The sequence below is a fragment of the Streptomyces noursei genome (assembly GCF_001646665.1).
Lineage (GTDB): Bacteria > Actinomycetota > Actinomycetes > Streptomycetales > Streptomycetaceae > Streptomyces > Streptomyces lavendulocolor.
Genome location: NZ_LWBU01000179.1, coordinates 98,490 through 114,764 on the forward strand (window position 1 = coordinate 98,490; position 16,275 = coordinate 114,764).

Here is a 16,275-nt window from a genome sequence, read left to right on the forward strand (position 1 = left end):
GCGCGGCATGAGCTTTGGGGGGCCTCAGTGGCCGCAGCAGCCGCAGGATCCGTACCAGCAGGACCCGTTCCAGCGCCGGCAGGAGCCGTACCGGCAGGACCAGCCGTACACGGCGCAGACGCCGGACTGGAGCGCGCTGGCCGAGGCGTCCGCCGCCCGCACGCGCCGTAAGCGCCTGCTGCTCGTCGGCGGTGCCGCGCTCGCCACCGCGCTCGTGGGCACCGTGATCGCGGCGGCCATCGTCTCCACCAACAAGAAGGACGACGACGGCGCCAACCTCGCCGACACCACCAGCGCGGCCCCCGAGCTGCCCACCGACACGGCCAAGCCCCAGCCGTCGTTCTCCTCGGTCGCTCCCCCGCCCCCGCCGGACCCGATGGACTTCATCTCCAGCGCCGCCAAGGACAAGGCGCCGCTCAGCGCCGAGTCCCTCTTCCCCGGCAAGAAGCTCACGGTGGGCGACCGCGTCCACAAGAAGGGCGCCACCGCCTCCACCACCGCCTGCGCGGCGGCGGCGGAGGACGGCCTCGGCGCGGTCCTGGAGCGGAACGGCTGCCGGCGCGTCGTCCGGGCCACGTACGAGAAGGACGGCGTCGCCGTGACGGTCGGCGTCGCGGTCTTCGACACGCAGGCGGCCGCGCTCAAGGCCAAGGAGCAGGCGGCCGGCGGTATCGCCCCGCTCGCGGGCTCCGGTGTCGGCGGGTTCTGCCAGTCGCAGACGGTGTGCCTGCGCCGCGCCAACGCGCTGGGCCGGTACGCCTACTTCACGCAGGCGGGCTTCACCAACGGCAAGAAGGTCACCACGGGCGACCGGGCCGTCTTCAAGATCAGCGACGACCTCGGGACGTTCACCTTCAACCAGATCTACGCCCGGGGCCGCGCCCAGGCCTCAGCAGCAGCCACCGCTCCCGCCGCCGGCCAGTGACCGCTTGTTGCGGGCCTCCAGGTTCCGGGCGGCCAGCAGCCCGTCGGCCGGGTAACCGACCTCCTCCAGCGTGAGGCCGTGCGGCCGCACCACGTGGACGGCCGAGTCCCGCACCCCGGCGGCCAGCACCTTGCCCGGCCAGTCCACCGGCCGGTGCCCGTCGCCGACGAACAGCAGCGCGCCGACCAGCGAGCGGACCATGTTGTGGCAGAAGGCGTCCGCCTTGACGGTGGCCTCCAGGACACCGGACGGCAGCCGCTCCCACCGCAGTTCCTGGAGGGTGCGGATCGTCGTGGCCCCCTCCCGCCTCTTGCAGTAGGCGGCGAAGTCGTGCTCCCCCAGCAGCGGCTCGGCGGCGGCGTTCATGGCGTCGACGTCCAGCGGCCAGTCGTGCCACAGGATGTGCCCGCGCAGCAGCGGGTCGACCCCGCCGGGGGTGTCCGTCACCCGGTACGCGTACCGCCGCCAGATCGCCGAGAACCGCGCGTTGAACCCGGCCGGCGCCTCCTCGACCCGCCACACCCGCACGTCGTGCCCCAGCCGCCCGGCCAGCCGCCGCAGCAGCTTCTCCCGGTGCTCGGCCCACACCGCCTCCGGCAGGTCGACGTGGGCGACCTGCCCGCGCGCGTGCACCCCGGCGTCCGTCCGCCCGGCGACGGTCAGCTCGTACGTCTCGGAGGACCGCGTCACCGTGCGCAGCGCGTCCTCGATCTCGCCCTGCACGGTCCGCTGCCCGCCGGCCTGCTTGGCCCAGCCGTGGAAGTCCTTGCCGTCGTAGGACAGGTCCAGCCGCACCCGTACGCGCCCGGGCTTCACCTCATCGCTCACGCGATCCATCCTCTCAAGTGGCCTGATCACGCCGGACGGGCCCGCCCCCCGTGAGGGGGACGGGCCCGTCGCCGTGCCTTCAGAACGCGGTTCAGGCGTCCTTGGACTCTTCGGCCGGAGCCTCGTCGGCCTTGGTGTCCTCGGCCTTGGCGGCCTCGTCGGACTCCTTGACGGCGCGCTTGGTGGCGGCCTCGGCCTCGGCGACGGTCGCCTTCTTGGCGATCTCACCCTCGACCAGCTCGATCACGGCCATCGGGGCGTTGTCGCCACGACGGTTGCCGATCTTGGTGATGCGGGTGTAGCCACCCGGGCGCTCGGCGTAGCGCGGAGCGATCTCGGTGAAGAGCGTGTGGACGATGCCCTTGTCCGTGATCGTCTGCAACACCAGGCGACGGTTGTGGATGTCGCCCTTCTTCGCCTTGGTGATCAGGCGCTCGGCGACCGGACGCAGGCGGCGGGCCTTGGCCTCGGTCGTGGTGATGCGGCCGTGCTCGAAGAGCGACTTCGCGAGGTTCGCGAGGAGCAGCTTCTCGTGCGCGGCGCTGCCGCCCAGACGGGCACCCTTGGCGGGCTTCGGCATGGTGTTTCTCCTTGTGATCTGCCCCGGCCGTATCAGGTACCGGGGTCAGGGCCCCGCAGGCGGTCGCCTGCGGGCAGTGATCAGTACTGCTCGGTCTCGACGAAGCCCGCGTCCGCGTCGTCGTCGGCGCCGAAGGCGTCGGCGGCGGCGGTCGGGTCGAATCCGGGCGGGCTGTCCTTGAGGGCCAGGCCCATGCCGGCCAGCTTCGCCTTGACCTCGTCGATCGACTTCGCACCGAAGTTGCGGATGTCGAGCAGGTCGGCCTCGGAACGCGCCACGAGCTCACCCACGGAGTGGATGCCCTCGCGCTTGAGGCAGTTGTACGAACGAACGGTGAGCTCGAGCTCCTCGATCGGCAGCGCGAGGTCGGCGGCGAGGGCGGCGTCCGTGGGGGACGGGCCCATGTCGATGCCCTCGGCGTCGATGTTGAGCTCACGGGCCAGACCGAACAGCTCGACCAGGGTCTTGCCGGCCGACGCCATGGCGTCGCGCGGACGCATGGCCTGCTTGGTCTCGACGTCCACGATCAGCTTGTCGAAGTCGGTGCGCTGCTCGACACGCGTCGCCTCGACCTTGTACGTGACCTTCAGGACCGGCGAGTAGATCGAGTCGACCGGGATGCGGCCGATCTCCTGGCCCACCTGCTTGTTCTGGACGGCGGAGACGTAGCCGCGACCGCGCTCGACGGTCAGCTCCATCTCCAGCTTGCCCTTGCCGTTCAGCGTGGCGAGCACCAGGTCGGGGTTGTGCACCTCGACACCGGCCGGCGGGGCGATGTCGGCCGCGGTCACGAGGCCCGGGCCCTGCTTGCGCAGGTACATCACGACCGGCTCGTCGTGCTCGCTGGACACGACCAGCTGCTTGATGTTCAGGATGAGGTCGGTGACGTCCTCCTTGACACCCGGCACGGTGGTGAACTCGTGCAGGACGCCGTCGATGCGGATGGACGTGACGGCCGCACCCGGGATCGAGGAGAGGAGCGTACGGCGGAGCGAGTTGCCGAGCGTGTAGCCGAAGCCCGGCTCCAGCGGCTCGATGACGAACCGCGAGCGGTACTCGTCGACGACCTCTTCGGTCAGCGAGGGACGCTGAGCGATAAGCATGGTGTGTTTCCTTCAGTCGTGGACGCCCGCTATTTGACGTCCTCGGATAGTGCAAGGGTACGGGCGGCACGCCCCCGAAGAGCCGTACCGCCCGAGAATCCCTGCGCCAAGCAGCCGTGCGTCAGACGCGGCGGCGCTTCGGCGGGCGGCAGCCGTTGTGCGGGGTGGGGGTGACGTCCTGGATCGAACCCACCTCGAGGCCGGTGGCCTGGAGGGAGCGGATCGCGGTCTCACGGCCGGAGCCGGGACCCTTGACGAAGACGTCGACCTTGCGCATGCCGTGCTCCTGCGCGCGGCGGGCGGCCGACTCGGCGGCCATCTGCGCGGCGAAGGGGGTGGACTTGCGCGAGCCCTTGAAGCCGACGTGGCCGGCGGAGGCCCAGGAGATCACGTTGCCCGAGGGGTCGGTGATCGAGACGATGGTGTTGTTGAACGTGCTCTTGATGTGGGCGTGCCCGTGAGCGACGTTCTTCTTTTCCTTGCGGCGCACCTTCTTGGCAGCGCCCTGACGACCCTTGGGGGGCATGTCTTAACTCCTACGGGAGGTGGTCGGTCCTACAGCGAAGACCGTGGACAGTCGTCCGCTGCGGACTACTTCTTGCCCGGCTTCTTCTTGCCGGCGATGGCGCGACGCGGGCCCTTGCGGGTACGAGCGTTCGTGCTGGTGCGCTGGCCGTGGACCGGCAGACCGCGACGGTGGCGCAGACCCTGGTAGCAGCCGATCTCGACCTTGCGGCGGATGTCGGCCTGGATCTCGCGACGGAGGTCACCCTCGGTCTTGAGGTTGGCGTCCACGTACTCGCGGATCTTGACCAGGTCCTCTTCGGACAGGTCACGAACGCGGGTGTTCGGGTTCACACCGGTGGAGGCGAGGGTCTCCTTCGCCAGGGTGCGGCCGATACCGAAGACGTAGGTGAGTGCGACCTCCACACGCTTGTCGCGCGGGATGTCAACACCGGAAACGCGTGCCATTCAATGGCTCCTGTGTGTTCGGGGGTCTTCCGCAGTGCCGCTCCGTGGCCGCCGACTCCTTTTGATCAAAAGAAGTGGTACGTCCAGGTCCCCGGCCCCCACCGGAGGTGTCGTCAGCCCTGTCGGGGCTTGGACGGGCACTGCGTATGTACGAATTTGCTCGCGTCGCGCGAAGAACTGCGGAGGTGCAGGTCGGCGTGCGTCAGCCCTGGCGCTGCTTGTGGCGCAGGTTGTCGCAGATGACCATGACCCGGCCGTGACGGCGGATCACCTTGCACTTGTCGCAGATCTTCTTGACGCTCGGCTTGACCTTCATGGGATGTGAGGTTCTCCGGGTCAGTGCCACCGCCCCACAGGTGGGGCGCGACAAGATCTACTTGTATCGGTAGACGATCCGCCCACGCGTCAGGTCGTACGGAGACAGCTCCACGACGACCCGGTCGTCCGGGAGGATACGGATGTAGTGCATCCGCATCTTGCCGGAGATGTGCGCGAGGACCTTGTGACCGTTCTGGAGCTCCACCTTGAACATGGCGTTCGGCAGGGACTCGATCACGGTGCCCTCAATTTCGATGGCACCTTGCTTCTTGGCCACGCTTCGCCCTTCGAATCGGCTACCTTGATCGACTCTCGTCGCCGTGTGCGGACACACGGGTACACGAGAGCCGACGCATCAGTCTACGTCAGGCCCCTGGAAAAGACGAATCCTCAGAGCTTGCCCACCGCCGGAGATCGTTACCCCATCCCGGCGGCCCGGGCCGGACGCGGCCGTCAGGCCAGCGGATCCGGGGCCGCCGTGACGCCCAGCTCCGCCAGCTTGGCCCGGCCGCCGTCCGGGGCCGTCAGCACGAGCGGACCCTCCTCCGTGAGGGCCACGGAGTGCTCCCAGTGGGAGGACCAGGTGCCGTCCGTCGTGATGACGGTCCAGTCGTCCTCCAGGACCTCCGTGCGGGGCGTGCCGAGCGACACCATGGGCTCGATCGCCAGGCAGAAGCCGGGCACCAGCTTGGGGCCCTTGCCGCGCTTGCGCGAGACGTAGTTCAGCAGGTGCGGGTCCATGTGCATCTCGGTGCCGATGCCGTGGCCGCCGTAGTCCTCGATGATCCCGAACTTGCCCAGGCTGTGCTCACCCGTGGCCGGGCGCGGCTGGCGCCGGATGTAGGACTCGATCGCCTTGGAGATGTCCATCAGCCGGTTGCCGTTCCTCATGGCGGCGATGCCGGCCCACATCGACTCCTCGGTCACCCGGGACAGCTCGATCAGCTCCGGGGCGTGGCCCGACCCGACGAAGGCGGTGTAGGCCGCGTCACCGTGCCAGCCGTCGACGATCGCGCCGCAGTCGACGGAGATGACGTCGCCGTCCTTGAGGACCACGTCGTCGCTCGGGATGCCGTGGACGACGACCTCGTTCACCGAGGTGCAGATCGTCGCGGGGAAGCCCCCGTACCCCAGGAAGTTCGACTTCGCCCCGTGGTCGGCGATCACCTTCCGCGCGACCTCGTCCAGGTCCTTCGTCGTCGCCCCCGGCACCGCAGCCTCACGGGTCGCCGCGTGGATGGCGGCGACGACAAGCCCCGCCTCGCGCATCTTCGCGATCTGCTCGGGAGTCTTGATCTGCACCATGACGGCTGACGCCTTTCCAAACGGAGAACGGGGTGACCTCACCACGATACGGCGGTACGACACCGGCCGCGGCGCCCGAAGGGGCACCGCGGCCGGTGTACGTCACGTGCAGGAGCGGCTACGCGGCCTTCTCGCCCCGCAGCGCCTCCATCGCGCGCCCGGTGACCTCTTCGACCTTGCCGAGCGCGGAGATGGTGACCAGCAGGCCCTGGGCCCGGTAGTAGTCGATGATCGGCTCGGTCTGCGTGTGGTAGACCTCCAGCCGCTTGCGGACGGTCTCCTCGGAGTCGTCGTCGCGCTGGTACAGCTCGCCGCCGCAGACGTCGCAGACGCCCTCGGTCTTCGGCTTGGCGTACTCCACGTGGAAGACGTGCGCGCTGTCCTTGCGGCAGATGCGGCGGCCGGCGATGCGCTTCACGACCTCGTCCTCCTCGACCTCCAGGTCGAGGACGGCGTCCAGCTTCATGCCCTCGCCGTCGAGCATGGCGTCCAGCGCCTCGGCCTGGGCCACGTTCCGCGGGAAGCCGTCCAGCAGGAAGCCGCCCACGGCGTCCGGCTGCTCCATGCGGTCCTTGGCCATGCCGATGGTGACCTCGTCGGGTACGAGGTTGCCGGCGTCCATGTACGCCTTGGCCTGCTTGCCCAGCTCCGTGCCCTGACTGATGTTGGCGCGGAACAGGTCGCCCGTGGAGATGTGCGGGATCGACAGGTTCTTGGCCAGGAACGCGGCCTGCGTTCCCTTGCCCGCACCGGGCGGTCCGACGAGGACGATACGCATCAGCGGAGGAACCCTTCGTAATTGCGCTGCTGGAGCTGGCTCTCGATCTGCTTCACGGTCTCCAGCCCCACACCCACGATGATGAGGATGCTCGTCCCGCCGAACGGGAAGTTGGCATTGGCGCCACCGAAGCCTGCCAACGCCATCGTCGGCACAAGAGCGATCAGACCCAGATACAGCGAGCCCGGCCAGGTGATCCGGTTGAGCACGTAGCTCAGGTACTCGGCAGTAGGTCGACCAGCCCGGATACCCGGGATGAAGCCACCATACTTCTTCATGTTGTCCGCGACTTCCTCGGGGTTGAACGAGATCGCCACGTAGAAGAAGGCGAAGAACACGATCAACAGGAAGTAGACGGTGATGTAGTACGGGTGGTCACCCTTGACGAAGTGGGCTTCGATCCAGGTCTTCCAGCCGGAGGTCCCCGTCGAGAACTGCGCGATCAGGGCCGGGATGTACAGCAGCGACGAGGCGAAGATGACAGGAATCACACCTGCCTGGTTCACCTTGAGCGGGATGTAAGTGGACGTACCGCCGTAGGACCTGCGGCCGATCATGCGCTTCGCGTACTGCACCGGGATGCGGCGCTGGGCCTGCTCGACGAAGACGACCAGGGCCACCATCACGAAGCCGATGAGGATGACGGTGCCGAACTCGATCCAGCCCTGGGCGAGCTTGCCGCTGACCTTGATGGCCCACAGGGCACCCGGGAAGCCGGCGGCGATCGAGATGAACATCAGGATCGACATGCCGTTGCCGATGCCGCGGTCGGTGACGAGCTCACCGAGCCACATCACGACGGCGGTGCCCGCGGTCATGGTGATGACCATCAGGATGGTCACGAAGATCGACCGGTCCGGGACGACCTGACCGGCCACCGTGCAGCCGCTGAAGAGGGCGCCGGTACGGGCGGTGGCCACCAGGCCGGTGCCCTGGAGGATCGCGAGGGCGATCGTCAGGTACCGCGTGTACTGCGTGATCTTGGCCGTGCCCGCCTGTCCCTCCTTCTTGAGGGCCTCGAGGCGCGGGATGACGACGGTCAGCAGCTGCAGGATGATGCTCGCCGTGATGTACGGCATGATGCCGAGCGCGAAGATGGTGATCTGCAGAAGCGCCCCGCCGCTGAACAGGTTCACCAGGCCGAGCAGGCTGTTGCCGCCCTTGCTGGCCTCGTCCACGCACTGCTGGACGGACTGGTAGTCGACACCGGGTACGGGGATGTGGGCCCCGAGCCGGTAGATCACGATGATGCCCAGCGTGAAGAGCAGCTTCTTGCGCAGGTCGGGCGTCTTGAACGCCCGGGCGAACGCGGTGAGCACGGTGCCTCCTGCGACCCCCGCGTTACGCGCGTGAGGGTGACGGTTTTAGTAAGTGAGTAGATACAAACACGGCAGCCTTACGCCACGGGGGCAGACTGCCGGGACACTAACAGCGGCTACCATACCCGGCCGCCACGCCCGCGTGAAACGTCGCTGAGGCACGTCAACCGCGGGTGGGGCGAAACCCTTCGGGCAACCGGTCGACCGGCCGCTGAACGGCCAACGAACGAGCGCCCCGGATCGACACCCGCCGCACCACACCCCCGGCCAACATGTCCGAAACCCGACCCTGCGGGCCGGACGGCCGGCGGGAGACACGGCACGGAAAAGAGCCTGGCCGACACCCCGTGAGGGGCGCCGGCCAGGCTCTTGTTCCGTCGGTGTCCGTCAGGACGAAGCTCAGACGAGCTCGGTGACGGTACCGCCAGCGGCGGTGATCTTCTCCTTGGCGGAGCCGGAGACGGCGTCAACCGAAACCTGCAGCGCCACGGAGACCTCGCCCTGGCCCAGGACCTTGACGAGGCTGTTCTTGCGCACCGCGCCCTTGGCGACCAGGTCGGCCACCGTGACCTCGCCACCCTCGGGGTAGAGGGCCGCGAGCTTGTCCAGGTTCACGACCTGGTACTCGGTGCGGAACGGGTTCTTGAAGCCCTTCAGCTTCGGGAGGCGCATGTGGAGGGGCATCTGCCCACCCTCGAAGCGCTCCGGAACCTGGTAACGGGCCTTGGTGCCCTTGGTACCACGACCGGCCGTCTTACCCTTCGACGCCTCACCACGACCGACACGGGTCTTCGCGGTCTTGGCACCGGGGGCGGGACGGAGGTTGTGGACCTTCAGCGGGTTCTGCTCCGCCATGTCAGTCGACCTCCTCGACCGTCACGAGGTGGCGGACGGTGTGCACCATTCCGCGGAACTCGGGGCGGTCCTCCTTGACAACCACGTCACCCAGGCGCTTGAGGCCCAGGGAACGCAGGGTGTCGCGGTGGTTCTGCTTGCTGCCGATGTACGACTTCGTCTGCGTGACCTTGAGGCGAGCCATTACGCACCCGCCCCTGCACGCGCACGGAGGAGAGCCGCGGGGGCGACGTCCTCGAGGGGCAGACCACGGCGAGCCGCGATCTCCTCGGGACGCTGCAGGCCCTTGAGGGCCGCCACGGTCGCGTGCACGATGTTGATCGCGTTGGACGAGCCGAGCGACTTCGACAGGATGTCGTGAACGCCGGCGCACTCGAGCACGGCACGCACCGGGCCACCGGCGATAACACCGGTACCGGGGGAAGCAGGCTTGAGCAGGACGACGCCCGCGGCCTTCTCGCCCGTGATCGGGTGCGGGATGGTGCCCTGGATACGGGGGACCTTGAAGAAGTGCTTCTTGGCCTCCTCAACACCCTTGGCGATGGCGGCCGGCACCTCCTTGGCCTTGCCGTAACCGACACCCACGGTGCCGTCACCGTCGCCCACCACGACCAGCGCGGTGAAGCTGAAGCGACGACCACCCTTCACAACCTTGGCGACGCGGTTGATCGCGACGACGCGCTCAACGTACGCGGTCTTCTCGGCGGCAGCAGCGCCGCCGTCACGGCCCTTCCGGTCCCGCCGCTCGCCGCCACCGGCACCGCTTCCGCGGCGCTGGGGTCCAGCCATTGGAATTACCTCTCTTCGTTTTCCGCTGAGCTACGGAACCGGCTCAGAACTTGAGCCCGGCTTCGCGGGCGGCGTCCGCCAGGGCGGCGATGCGCCCGGCGTACTGGTTGCCGCCACGGTCGAACACGACAGCCTCGATGCCGGCGGCCTTGGCACGCTCGGCCACGAGCTGGCCGACCTGCTTCGCCTTCGCCGACTTGTCGCCTTCGCCGCCGCGGATGGACGCGTCCAGGGTGGACGCCGACGCGAGGGTGTGACCCGCGATGTCGTCGATGACCTGAGCGGTGATCCCGCGGTTGGAGCGCGTGACGACCAGGCGCGGACGCTCGGTCGTACCCGCGATCTTCTTGCGGATGCGGATGTGGCGACGCTTCAGAGCAGCGCCCTTGTAGGCCTTGCCCTTGGCAATCTTTACGCCGTATGCCATGGCTTACTTACCAGCCTTTCCGACCTTGCGGCGGATGACCTCACCCGCGTACTTCACGCCCTTGGCCTTGTAGGGGTCGGGCTTGCGAAGCTTGCGGATGTTCGCGGCGACCTCGCCGACCTTCTGCTTGTCGATGCCCTCGACCGAGAACTTGGTCGGCGACTCGACCTTGAAGGAGATGCCCTCGGGGGCCTCCACCAGGATCGGGTGGCTGTAGCCGAGCTGGAACTCCAGGTTGGAGCCCTTCGCGGCCACGCGGTAACCGACACCGCTGATCTCGAGCGCCTTCGTGTACCCCTGGGTCACACCGGTGATCATGTTGGCCACCAGCGTGCGGGACAGGCCGTGGAGGGCCTTGTTCTGACGCTCGTCGTTCGGACGGGTGACGTTGAGAACGCCGTCCTCGCCCTTAACGATCTCGATCGGCGCGGCGACGGTGTGGCTCAGGGTGCCCTTGGAACCCTTCACCGTGACCGTGCGGCCCTCGATGGTGACGTCCACGCCGGCGGGAACCGTGATGGGGAGCTTGCCAATACGCGACATTAGCTTTTCCTCCGTTCCCGACTACCAGACGTAGGCGAGGACTTCCCCACCCACGCCCTTCTTCTGCGCCTGCTGGCCGGTCAGGAGGCCGTGGGACGTGGAGATGATCGCCACGCCCAGACCGCCGAGGACCTTCGGCAGGTTGGTGGACTTCGCGTAAACCCGCAGACCGGGCTTCGAGATCCGCTTGATGCCCGCGATGGAGCGCTCGCGGTTCGGACCGAACTTCAGCTCGAGGACGAGGTTCTTGCCGACCTCGGCGTCCTCGACCTTCCAGCCCGTGATGAAGCCCTCCTGCTGGAGGATTTCCGCGATGTGAGACTTGATCTTGCTGTGCGGCATCGTCACGGAGTCGTGGTACGCCGAGTTCGCGTTCCGCAGACGCGTAAGCATGTCTGCGATCGGATCAGTCATGGTCATGAATTGGCCTTCGGCCTCTCTCGCCGGGGTTTCCTGTATGCGCCATCCCTCTCCCCACTCATGGGCGGGACGGGTGCGGTGCGGGGACCTACGGCGTAGTAAGTCGTACGGGCGGCAGGCGCCCAACCCCACAAGCCTACGACATGTGGAGAAGGGCTCCTGCCGACCAGATGCTTACCGAGAGCCCTGGATCAACCCGAAAGGGCTGTTACCAGGAGCTCTTGGTCACGCCCGGCAGCTCGCCACGGTGAGCCATCTCACGGAGGCACACGCGGCACAGGCCGAACTTGCGGTAGACGGAGTGCGGACGACCGCAGCGCTGGCAACGGGTGTACGCACGCACGCCGAACTTGGGCTTGCGGGCAGCCTTCGCGATGAGAGCCTTCTTCGCCATCTCGCTTACGCCTCCTTGAACGGGAAGCCGAGGTGACGGAGGAGCGCACGGCCCTCTTCGTCGTTGGTCGCCGTGGTCACCACGGTGATGTCCATACCCCGGACACGGTCGATCTTGTCCTGGTCGATCTCGTGGAACATGACCTGCTCCGTGAGACCGAAGGTGTAGTTGCCACGGCCGTCGAACTGCTTGGGGGACAGGCCGCGGAAGTCGCGGATGCGCGGGAGCGCGAGCGACAGGGTGCGGTCCAGGAACTCCCACATGCGGTCGCCACGGAGCGTGACGTGGGCACCGATGGGCTGGCCCTCACGCAGCTTGAACTGCGCGATGGACTTGCGGGCCTTGGTGACGGCCGGCTTCTGGCCCGTGATCGTGGTGAGGTCCTTGATGGCCCCGTCGATCAGCTTGGAGTCGCGGGCGGCGTCGCCCACACCCATGTTGACCACGATCTTCACGAGGCCGGGAACCTGCATGACGTTCTCGTACGAGAACTCCTCACGCAGCTTGCCCGCGATCTCCTCGCGGTACTTCGTCTTGAGACGCGGAGTGGTGGTGGTAGCCATCAGATGTCCTCACCCGTCCGCTTGGCAACGCGGATCTTGTTGCCCTCGTCGTCGAAGCGGTAACCGACGCGCGTGACGACCTTGTTGCCGTCCTTCTCCACGACGAGCTGAACGTTGCTCACGTGGATCGGGGCCTCGGTCGTGACGATGCCACCGGTCTGCGAACCGCGAGCGGTCTGACCGGCCTTGGTGTGCTTCTTGACCCGGTTGACACCCTCGACCAGGACGCGGTCCTCGCGGGGGAAGGCCGCGATGACCTTGCCCTGCTTGCCCTTGTCCTTACCGGTGATGACCTGGACCAGGTCGCCCTTCTTGATCTTCATGCTTACAGCACCTCCGGCGCGAGCGAGATGATCTTCATGAACTTCTTCTCGCGCAGCTCACGGCCCACGGGGCCGAAGATACGGGTGCCGCGAGGGTCGCCGTCGTTCTTCAGAATGACGGCGGCGTTCTCGTCGAAGCGGATGTACGAGCCGTCCTGGCGGCGGCGCTCCTTGACGGTGCGAACGATGACCGCCTTGACGACGTCACCCTTCTTCACGTTGCCACCGGGGATCGCGTCCTTGACGGTGGCGACGATGACGTCACCGATGCCCGCGTAGCGGCGACCGGAACCACCGAGAACACGGATGCAAAGGATCTCCTTGGCACCAGTGTTGTCGGCGACACGCAGTCGCGACTCCTGCTGGATCACGTCTATCTCCTGATCGTCTGCCGGTTCCCGGCAGGGCCTGCGAAGGCCCTGCCGAGCCTGGCGGAACTAAGTGCTGGGGCAGTGACGCCTCAGCGGGGGGCATGCGGGACCCCTCCCGTCAGGGAGGGGACCCCGCAAAATTACTTGGCCTTCTCGAGGATCTCGACGACGCGCCAGCGCTTGGTCGCGGACAGCGGCCGGGTCTCCATGAGGAGGACACGGTCGCCGACACCCGCGGCGTTCTGCTCGTCGTGCGCCTTGAGCTTGCTCGTACGGCGGATGACCTTGCCGTACAGCGCGTGCTTGACGCGGTCCTCGACGGCGACGACGACGGTCTTGTCCATCTTGTCGCTGACGACCAGACCCTCGCGGGTCTTGCGGAAACCGCGCTCGGTCTTTGCAGTCTCAGTCACGTTGTTCTCGCTCATCAGGCGCTCTCCACCGTCTCGATGCCCAGCTCGCGCTCACGCATCAGGGTGTAGATCCGGGCGATGTCCTTACGGACGGACTTGAGCCGACCGTGGTTCTCGAGCTGCCCGGTCGCCGCCTGGAAACGGAGGTTGAACAGCTCTTCCTTGGCCTCGCGGAGCTTGGCAACAAGCTCCTCGTTGCCCAGCTCGCGCAGCTCGGACGCCTTGGTACCGGCCGACATCACGCTTCACCTGCCTCGCGCTTGACGATCCGGCACTTCATCGGCAGCTTGTGGGCCGCGCGAGTCAGAGCCTCACGTGCGATCTTCTCGTTCGGGTAGGACAGCTCGAACATGACCCGGCCCGGGTGCACGTTCGCGACCCACCACTCCGGCGAACCCTTACCGGAACCCATGCGGGTCTCGGCCGGCTTCTTGGTCAGCGGGCGGTCCGGGTAGATGTTGATCCAGACCTTGCCGCCACGCTTGATGTGGCGGGTCATCGCGATACGAGCCGCCTCGATCTGGCGGTTGGTCACGTACGCCGGAGTCATGGCCTGGATGCCGTACTCGCCGAACGCAACCGTCGTACCACCCTTGGCCATACCGCGGCGCTTGGGGTGGTGCTGCTTGCGGTGCTTGACCCTACGGGGGATCAGCATGTCGGTCAGGCCTCCGTTCCGGTGCTCTCAGCCGGAGCGGCGGCAGCGGCCTCGGCCTTGGGGGCCTCGGCAGCGGAACCAGCCTGCTGCGGCTTGCGACCGCGACCGCCACGCTCGCCACCGCGGCCACCACGGGCCGGGCGGTCAGCGCCACCACGGGCCGGGCGGTTGCCGGCGCGGGCAGCAGCGTTCTCGGCGCGGACCTCGGCGATGTTCTTGACGTCGCCCTTGTAGATCCAGACCTTCACGCCGATGCGGCCGAAGGTCGTCTTGGCCTCGAAGAAGCCGTACTCGACGTTCGCGCGGAGCGTGTGCAGCGGCACACGGCCCTCGCGGTAGAACTCCGAGCGGGACATCTCGGCGCCGCCGAGACGGCCGCCACACTGGATCTTGATGCCCTTGGCGCCGGCCTTCATGGCGGACTGCATGCTCTTGCGCATGGCCCGACGGAAGGAGACGCGGGAGGACAGCTGCTCGGCAACGGCCTGGGCCACGAGCTGAGCGTCGACCTCGGGGTTCTTGACCTCGAGGATGTTCAGCTGGACCTGCTTGCCCGTGAGCTTCTCGAGGTCGCCGCGGATGCGGTCGGCCTCGGCGCCACGGCGGCCGATGACGATGCCGGGACGCGCGGTGTGGATGTCCACCCGCACGCGGTCACGGGTGCGCTCGATCTCAACCTTCGAGATGCCGGCGCGCTCCATGCCGGACGTCATCATCCGACGGATGGCGACGTCTTCCTTGACGTAGTCCTTGTACAGCTTGTCGGCGTACCAACGCGACTTGAAGTCGGTGGTGATGCCGAGCCGGAACCCGTGCGGGTTTACCTTCTGGCCCATTACCGGGTTCCTTCCTTGCTGCTGACGACCACGGTGATGTGGCTGGTCCGCTTGCGGATCCGGTAGGCACGGCCCTGAGCACGCGGACGGAACCGCTTCAGGGTCGGGCCCTCGTCGACGTACGCCTCGCTGATGTACAGCGAAGAGGCGTCCGTGTGGTCGTAGTTGTGCGCGGCGTTGGCAATGGCGCTGTCCAGCACCTTGCCCACCGGCACGCTCGCGGCCTGCGGGGCGAAACGCAGGACCGCCTGAGCCTCCGTGGCGTCCATGCCACGGATGAGGTCCACCACGCGGCGGGCCTTCATGGGCGTGACGCGGATGTACCGCGCCTGGGCCCTGGCTTCCATGGTTGTCCCTTCAGTGTCTGACACGTTCGTCATGGTCTGTCACCCCGCGTTAGCGGCGCTTCGACTTCCGGTCGTCCTTGACGTGGCCGCGGAAGGTGCGAGTCGGCGAGAACTCGCCGAGCTTGTGGCCGACCATCGACTCGGTGACGAACACCGGGATGTGGGTCTTGCCGTTGTGCACCGCGATCGTGTGGCCGAGCATGGCCGGGACGATCATCGAGCGACGGGACCAGGTCTTGATGACGTTCTTGGTGCCGGCTTCGTTCTGAGTGTCCACCTTCTTGATCAGGTGGTCGTCGACGAAGGGCCCCTTCTTGAGACTACGCGGCATCTAAACCCGCTCCTAGCGCTTCTTGTTCGTCTTGCGGCGGCGGACGATGTACTTGTTGCTCGCCTTCTTGGGAGAACGAGTACGACCCTCCTTCTGACCCCAGGGGGAGACCGGGTGGCGACCACCGGAGGTCTTGCCCTCACCACCACCGTGCGGGTGGTCGACCGGGTTCATGGCGACACCACGGACGGTCGGGCGAACGCCCAGCCAGCGCTTGCGGCCGGCCTTGCCCCAGTTGATGTTCGACTGCTCGGCGTTGCCGACCTCGCCGATGGTGGCGCGGCAGCGGACGTCGACCAGGCGGATCTCACCGGACGGCATGCGCAGGTGGGCCATCTGGCCCTCCTTCGCGAGCAGCTGCACGGAGGCACCCGCGGAGCGGGCGAACTTGGCGCCGCCGCCGGGACGGAGCTCGATCGCGTGGATCGTGGTACCGACCGGGATGTTGCGGAGGGCCAGGTTGTTGCCGGGCTTGATGTCGGCGCCGGGGCCGTTCTCGATCCGGTCGCCCTGGGAGAGGCCACGCGGAGCGATGATGTAGCGCTTCTCGCCGTCCACGTAGTGGAGGAGCGCGATGCGCGCGGTGCGGTTGGGGTCGTACTCGATGTGAGCGACCTTGGCCGGCACGCCGTCCTTGTCGTGACGACGGAAGTCGATCACGCGGTAGGCGCGCTTGTGGCCACCGCCCTGGTGACGGACGGTCACACGACCGGTGTTGTTACGGCCGCCCTTGCTGTGCAGGGGGCGGACCAGCGACTTCTCCGGCGTGGACCGCGTGATCTCGACAAAGTCGGCGACGCTGGAGCCACGACGGCCCGGAGTCGTCGGCTTGTACTTGCGGATACCCATTTCTCAGTCCTCGTCCGATATTCGGACG

28 protein-coding genes are annotated in these 16,275 nt (G+C 67.4%); 1 reads left to right on the forward strand and 27 read right to left on the reverse strand.

Going from position 1 to position 16,275, the window contains the following annotated elements; all coding sequences use genetic code 11:
• The first annotated feature begins 7 nt into the window (after positions 1–7).
• Complete coding sequence (locus tag A4V12_RS15510) at positions 8–925, forward strand: hypothetical protein (protein WP_064069938.1); 918 nt, start codon at positions 8–10, stop codon at positions 923–925.
• Here A4V12_RS15510 and truA read toward each other — a convergent pair.
• The 27 genes from truA to rplB all read right to left on the reverse strand — a co-directional run bounded on the left by truA (position 890) and on the right by rplB (position 16,247).
• A complete protein-coding gene (gene truA, locus A4V12_RS15515) occupies positions 890–1,753 on the reverse strand; it encodes a tRNA pseudouridine(38-40) synthase TruA (protein WP_064069939.1) in 864 nt (287 codons plus the stop codon). The two genes, A4V12_RS15510 and truA, sit on opposite strands and share 36 nt — an antisense overlap.
• A 91-nt stretch (positions 1,754–1,844) precedes the next feature.
• Positions 1,845–2,333 (reverse strand): 50S ribosomal protein L17, encoded by a 489-nt coding sequence (gene rplQ / locus A4V12_RS15520; protein ID WP_064069940.1) that lies wholly within the window; start codon positions 2,331–2,333, stop codon positions 1,845–1,847.
• Positions 2,334–2,413: 80 nt separating this feature from the next.
• Positions 2,414–3,436: a DNA-directed RNA polymerase subunit alpha gene (locus A4V12_RS15525; protein WP_003956430.1), complete on the reverse strand. Its 1,023-nt coding sequence runs from the start codon at positions 3,434–3,436 to the stop codon at positions 2,414–2,416.
• A 121-nt stretch (positions 3,437–3,557) separates the two neighbouring features.
• Positions 3,558–3,962 carry a 30S ribosomal protein S11 gene (rpsK, locus tag A4V12_RS15530; protein ID WP_003956432.1) on the reverse strand — a complete coding sequence of 135 codons (405 nt, stop codon included), beginning with the start codon at positions 3,960–3,962 and terminating at the stop codon, positions 3,558–3,560.
• Positions 3,963–4,027: 65 nt separating this feature from the next.
• Positions 4,028–4,408 (reverse strand): 30S ribosomal protein S13, encoded by a 381-nt coding sequence (gene rpsM, locus A4V12_RS15535; protein WP_064069941.1) that lies wholly within the window; start codon positions 4,406–4,408, stop codon positions 4,028–4,030.
• Positions 4,409–4,610: 202 nt separating this feature from the next.
• Complete coding sequence (rpmJ, locus tag A4V12_RS15540; protein ID WP_003956441.1) at positions 4,611–4,724, reverse strand: 50S ribosomal protein L36; 114 nt, start codon at positions 4,722–4,724, stop codon at positions 4,611–4,613.
• Positions 4,725–4,781: 57 nt separating this feature from the next.
• Positions 4,782–5,003, reverse strand: a complete 222-nt coding sequence (gene infA / locus A4V12_RS15545; protein ID WP_003956442.1) for a translation initiation factor IF-1 — start codon at positions 5,001–5,003, stop codon at positions 4,782–4,784.
• Between the two features lie 176 nt (positions 5,004–5,179).
• A complete protein-coding gene (gene map / locus A4V12_RS15550; protein ID WP_064069942.1) occupies positions 5,180–6,031 on the reverse strand; it encodes a type I methionyl aminopeptidase in 852 nt (283 codons plus the stop codon).
• 118 nt (positions 6,032–6,149) lie between these two features.
• On the reverse strand, positions 6,150–6,809 hold the full coding sequence (locus A4V12_RS15555; RefSeq protein ID WP_064069943.1) for an adenylate kinase: 660 nt from the start codon (positions 6,807–6,809) through the stop codon (positions 6,150–6,152).
• Entirely contained in the window at positions 6,809–8,128 is a 1,320-nt protein-coding gene (gene secY / locus A4V12_RS15560; protein WP_064069944.1) for a preprotein translocase subunit SecY, read from the reverse strand. Before secY ends, A4V12_RS15555 begins: the two co-directional genes overlap by 1 nt.
• A gap of 399 nt (positions 8,129–8,527) precedes the next feature.
• Complete coding sequence (rplO, locus tag A4V12_RS15565) at positions 8,528–8,983, reverse strand: 50S ribosomal protein L15 (RefSeq protein WP_064069945.1); 456 nt, start codon at positions 8,981–8,983, stop codon at positions 8,528–8,530.
• Between the two features lies 1 nt (position 8,984).
• Positions 8,985–9,167 (reverse strand): 50S ribosomal protein L30, encoded by a 183-nt coding sequence (rpmD, locus tag A4V12_RS15570; RefSeq protein WP_041130781.1) that lies wholly within the window; start codon positions 9,165–9,167, stop codon positions 8,985–8,987.
• The gene (gene rpsE / locus A4V12_RS15575) at positions 9,167–9,772 is read right to left on the reverse strand and encodes a 30S ribosomal protein S5 (RefSeq protein WP_006376045.1); all 606 of its coding nucleotides are present in this window, start codon (positions 9,770–9,772) and stop codon (positions 9,167–9,169) included. The genes rpmD and rpsE overlap by 1 nt, the downstream gene beginning before the upstream one ends.
• A gap of 43 nt (positions 9,773–9,815) precedes the next feature.
• Entirely contained in the window at positions 9,816–10,199 is a 384-nt protein-coding gene (gene rplR / locus A4V12_RS15580) for a 50S ribosomal protein L18 (RefSeq protein WP_031076680.1), read from the reverse strand.
• A 3-nt stretch (positions 10,200–10,202) separates the two neighbouring features.
• On the reverse strand, positions 10,203–10,742 hold the full coding sequence (rplF, locus tag A4V12_RS15585) for a 50S ribosomal protein L6 (RefSeq protein WP_064069946.1): 540 nt from the start codon (positions 10,740–10,742) through the stop codon (positions 10,203–10,205).
• A gap of 21 nt (positions 10,743–10,763) precedes the next feature.
• Positions 10,764–11,162, reverse strand: a complete 399-nt coding sequence (gene rpsH / locus A4V12_RS15590; protein WP_006347222.1) for a 30S ribosomal protein S8 — start codon at positions 11,160–11,162, stop codon at positions 10,764–10,766.
• A gap of 208 nt (positions 11,163–11,370) precedes the next feature.
• Entirely contained in the window at positions 11,371–11,556 is a 186-nt protein-coding gene (locus A4V12_RS15595) for a type Z 30S ribosomal protein S14 (protein WP_003956452.1), read from the reverse strand.
• A gap of 5 nt (positions 11,557–11,561) precedes the next feature.
• A complete protein-coding gene (rplE, locus tag A4V12_RS15600) occupies positions 11,562–12,119 on the reverse strand; it encodes a 50S ribosomal protein L5 (RefSeq protein WP_064069947.1) in 558 nt (185 codons plus the stop codon).
• Positions 12,119–12,442 carry a 50S ribosomal protein L24 gene (gene rplX / locus A4V12_RS15605; RefSeq protein ID WP_019888758.1) on the reverse strand — a complete coding sequence of 108 codons (324 nt, stop codon included), beginning with the start codon at positions 12,440–12,442 and terminating at the stop codon, positions 12,119–12,121. Before rplX ends, rplE begins: the two co-directional genes overlap by 1 nt.
• 2 nt (positions 12,443–12,444) lie before the next feature.
• On the reverse strand, positions 12,445–12,813 hold the full coding sequence (gene rplN, locus A4V12_RS15610; protein ID WP_003956455.1) for a 50S ribosomal protein L14: 369 nt from the start codon (positions 12,811–12,813) through the stop codon (positions 12,445–12,447).
• A 140-nt stretch (positions 12,814–12,953) separates the two neighbouring features.
• A complete protein-coding gene (gene rpsQ / locus A4V12_RS15615; RefSeq protein ID WP_064069948.1) occupies positions 12,954–13,241 on the reverse strand; it encodes a 30S ribosomal protein S17 in 288 nt (95 codons plus the stop codon).
• Entirely contained in the window at positions 13,241–13,465 is a 225-nt protein-coding gene (rpmC, locus tag A4V12_RS15620) for a 50S ribosomal protein L29 (RefSeq protein ID WP_031076670.1), read from the reverse strand. Before rpmC ends, rpsQ begins: the two co-directional genes overlap by 1 nt.
• Positions 13,465–13,884: a 50S ribosomal protein L16 gene (rplP, locus tag A4V12_RS15625; RefSeq protein WP_005313579.1), complete on the reverse strand. Its 420-nt coding sequence runs from the start codon at positions 13,882–13,884 to the stop codon at positions 13,465–13,467. Before rplP ends, rpmC begins: the two co-directional genes overlap by 1 nt.
• Positions 13,885–13,889: 5 nt before the next feature.
• A complete protein-coding gene (gene rpsC / locus A4V12_RS15630; protein WP_031076668.1) occupies positions 13,890–14,720 on the reverse strand; it encodes a 30S ribosomal protein S3 in 831 nt (276 codons plus the stop codon).
• Positions 14,720–15,067 (reverse strand): 50S ribosomal protein L22, encoded by a 348-nt coding sequence (gene rplV / locus A4V12_RS15635; RefSeq protein WP_030685471.1) that lies wholly within the window; start codon positions 15,065–15,067, stop codon positions 14,720–14,722. The genes rpsC and rplV overlap by 1 nt, the downstream gene beginning before the upstream one ends.
• Positions 15,068–15,116: 49 nt before the next feature.
• A complete protein-coding gene (gene rpsS, locus A4V12_RS15640; protein ID WP_003974263.1) occupies positions 15,117–15,398 on the reverse strand; it encodes a 30S ribosomal protein S19 in 282 nt (93 codons plus the stop codon).
• Positions 15,399–15,410: 12 nt separating this feature from the next.
• A complete protein-coding gene (gene rplB, locus A4V12_RS15645; protein WP_064069949.1) occupies positions 15,411–16,247 on the reverse strand; it encodes a 50S ribosomal protein L2 in 837 nt (278 codons plus the stop codon).
• Positions 16,248–16,275 lie beyond the last annotated feature (28 nt).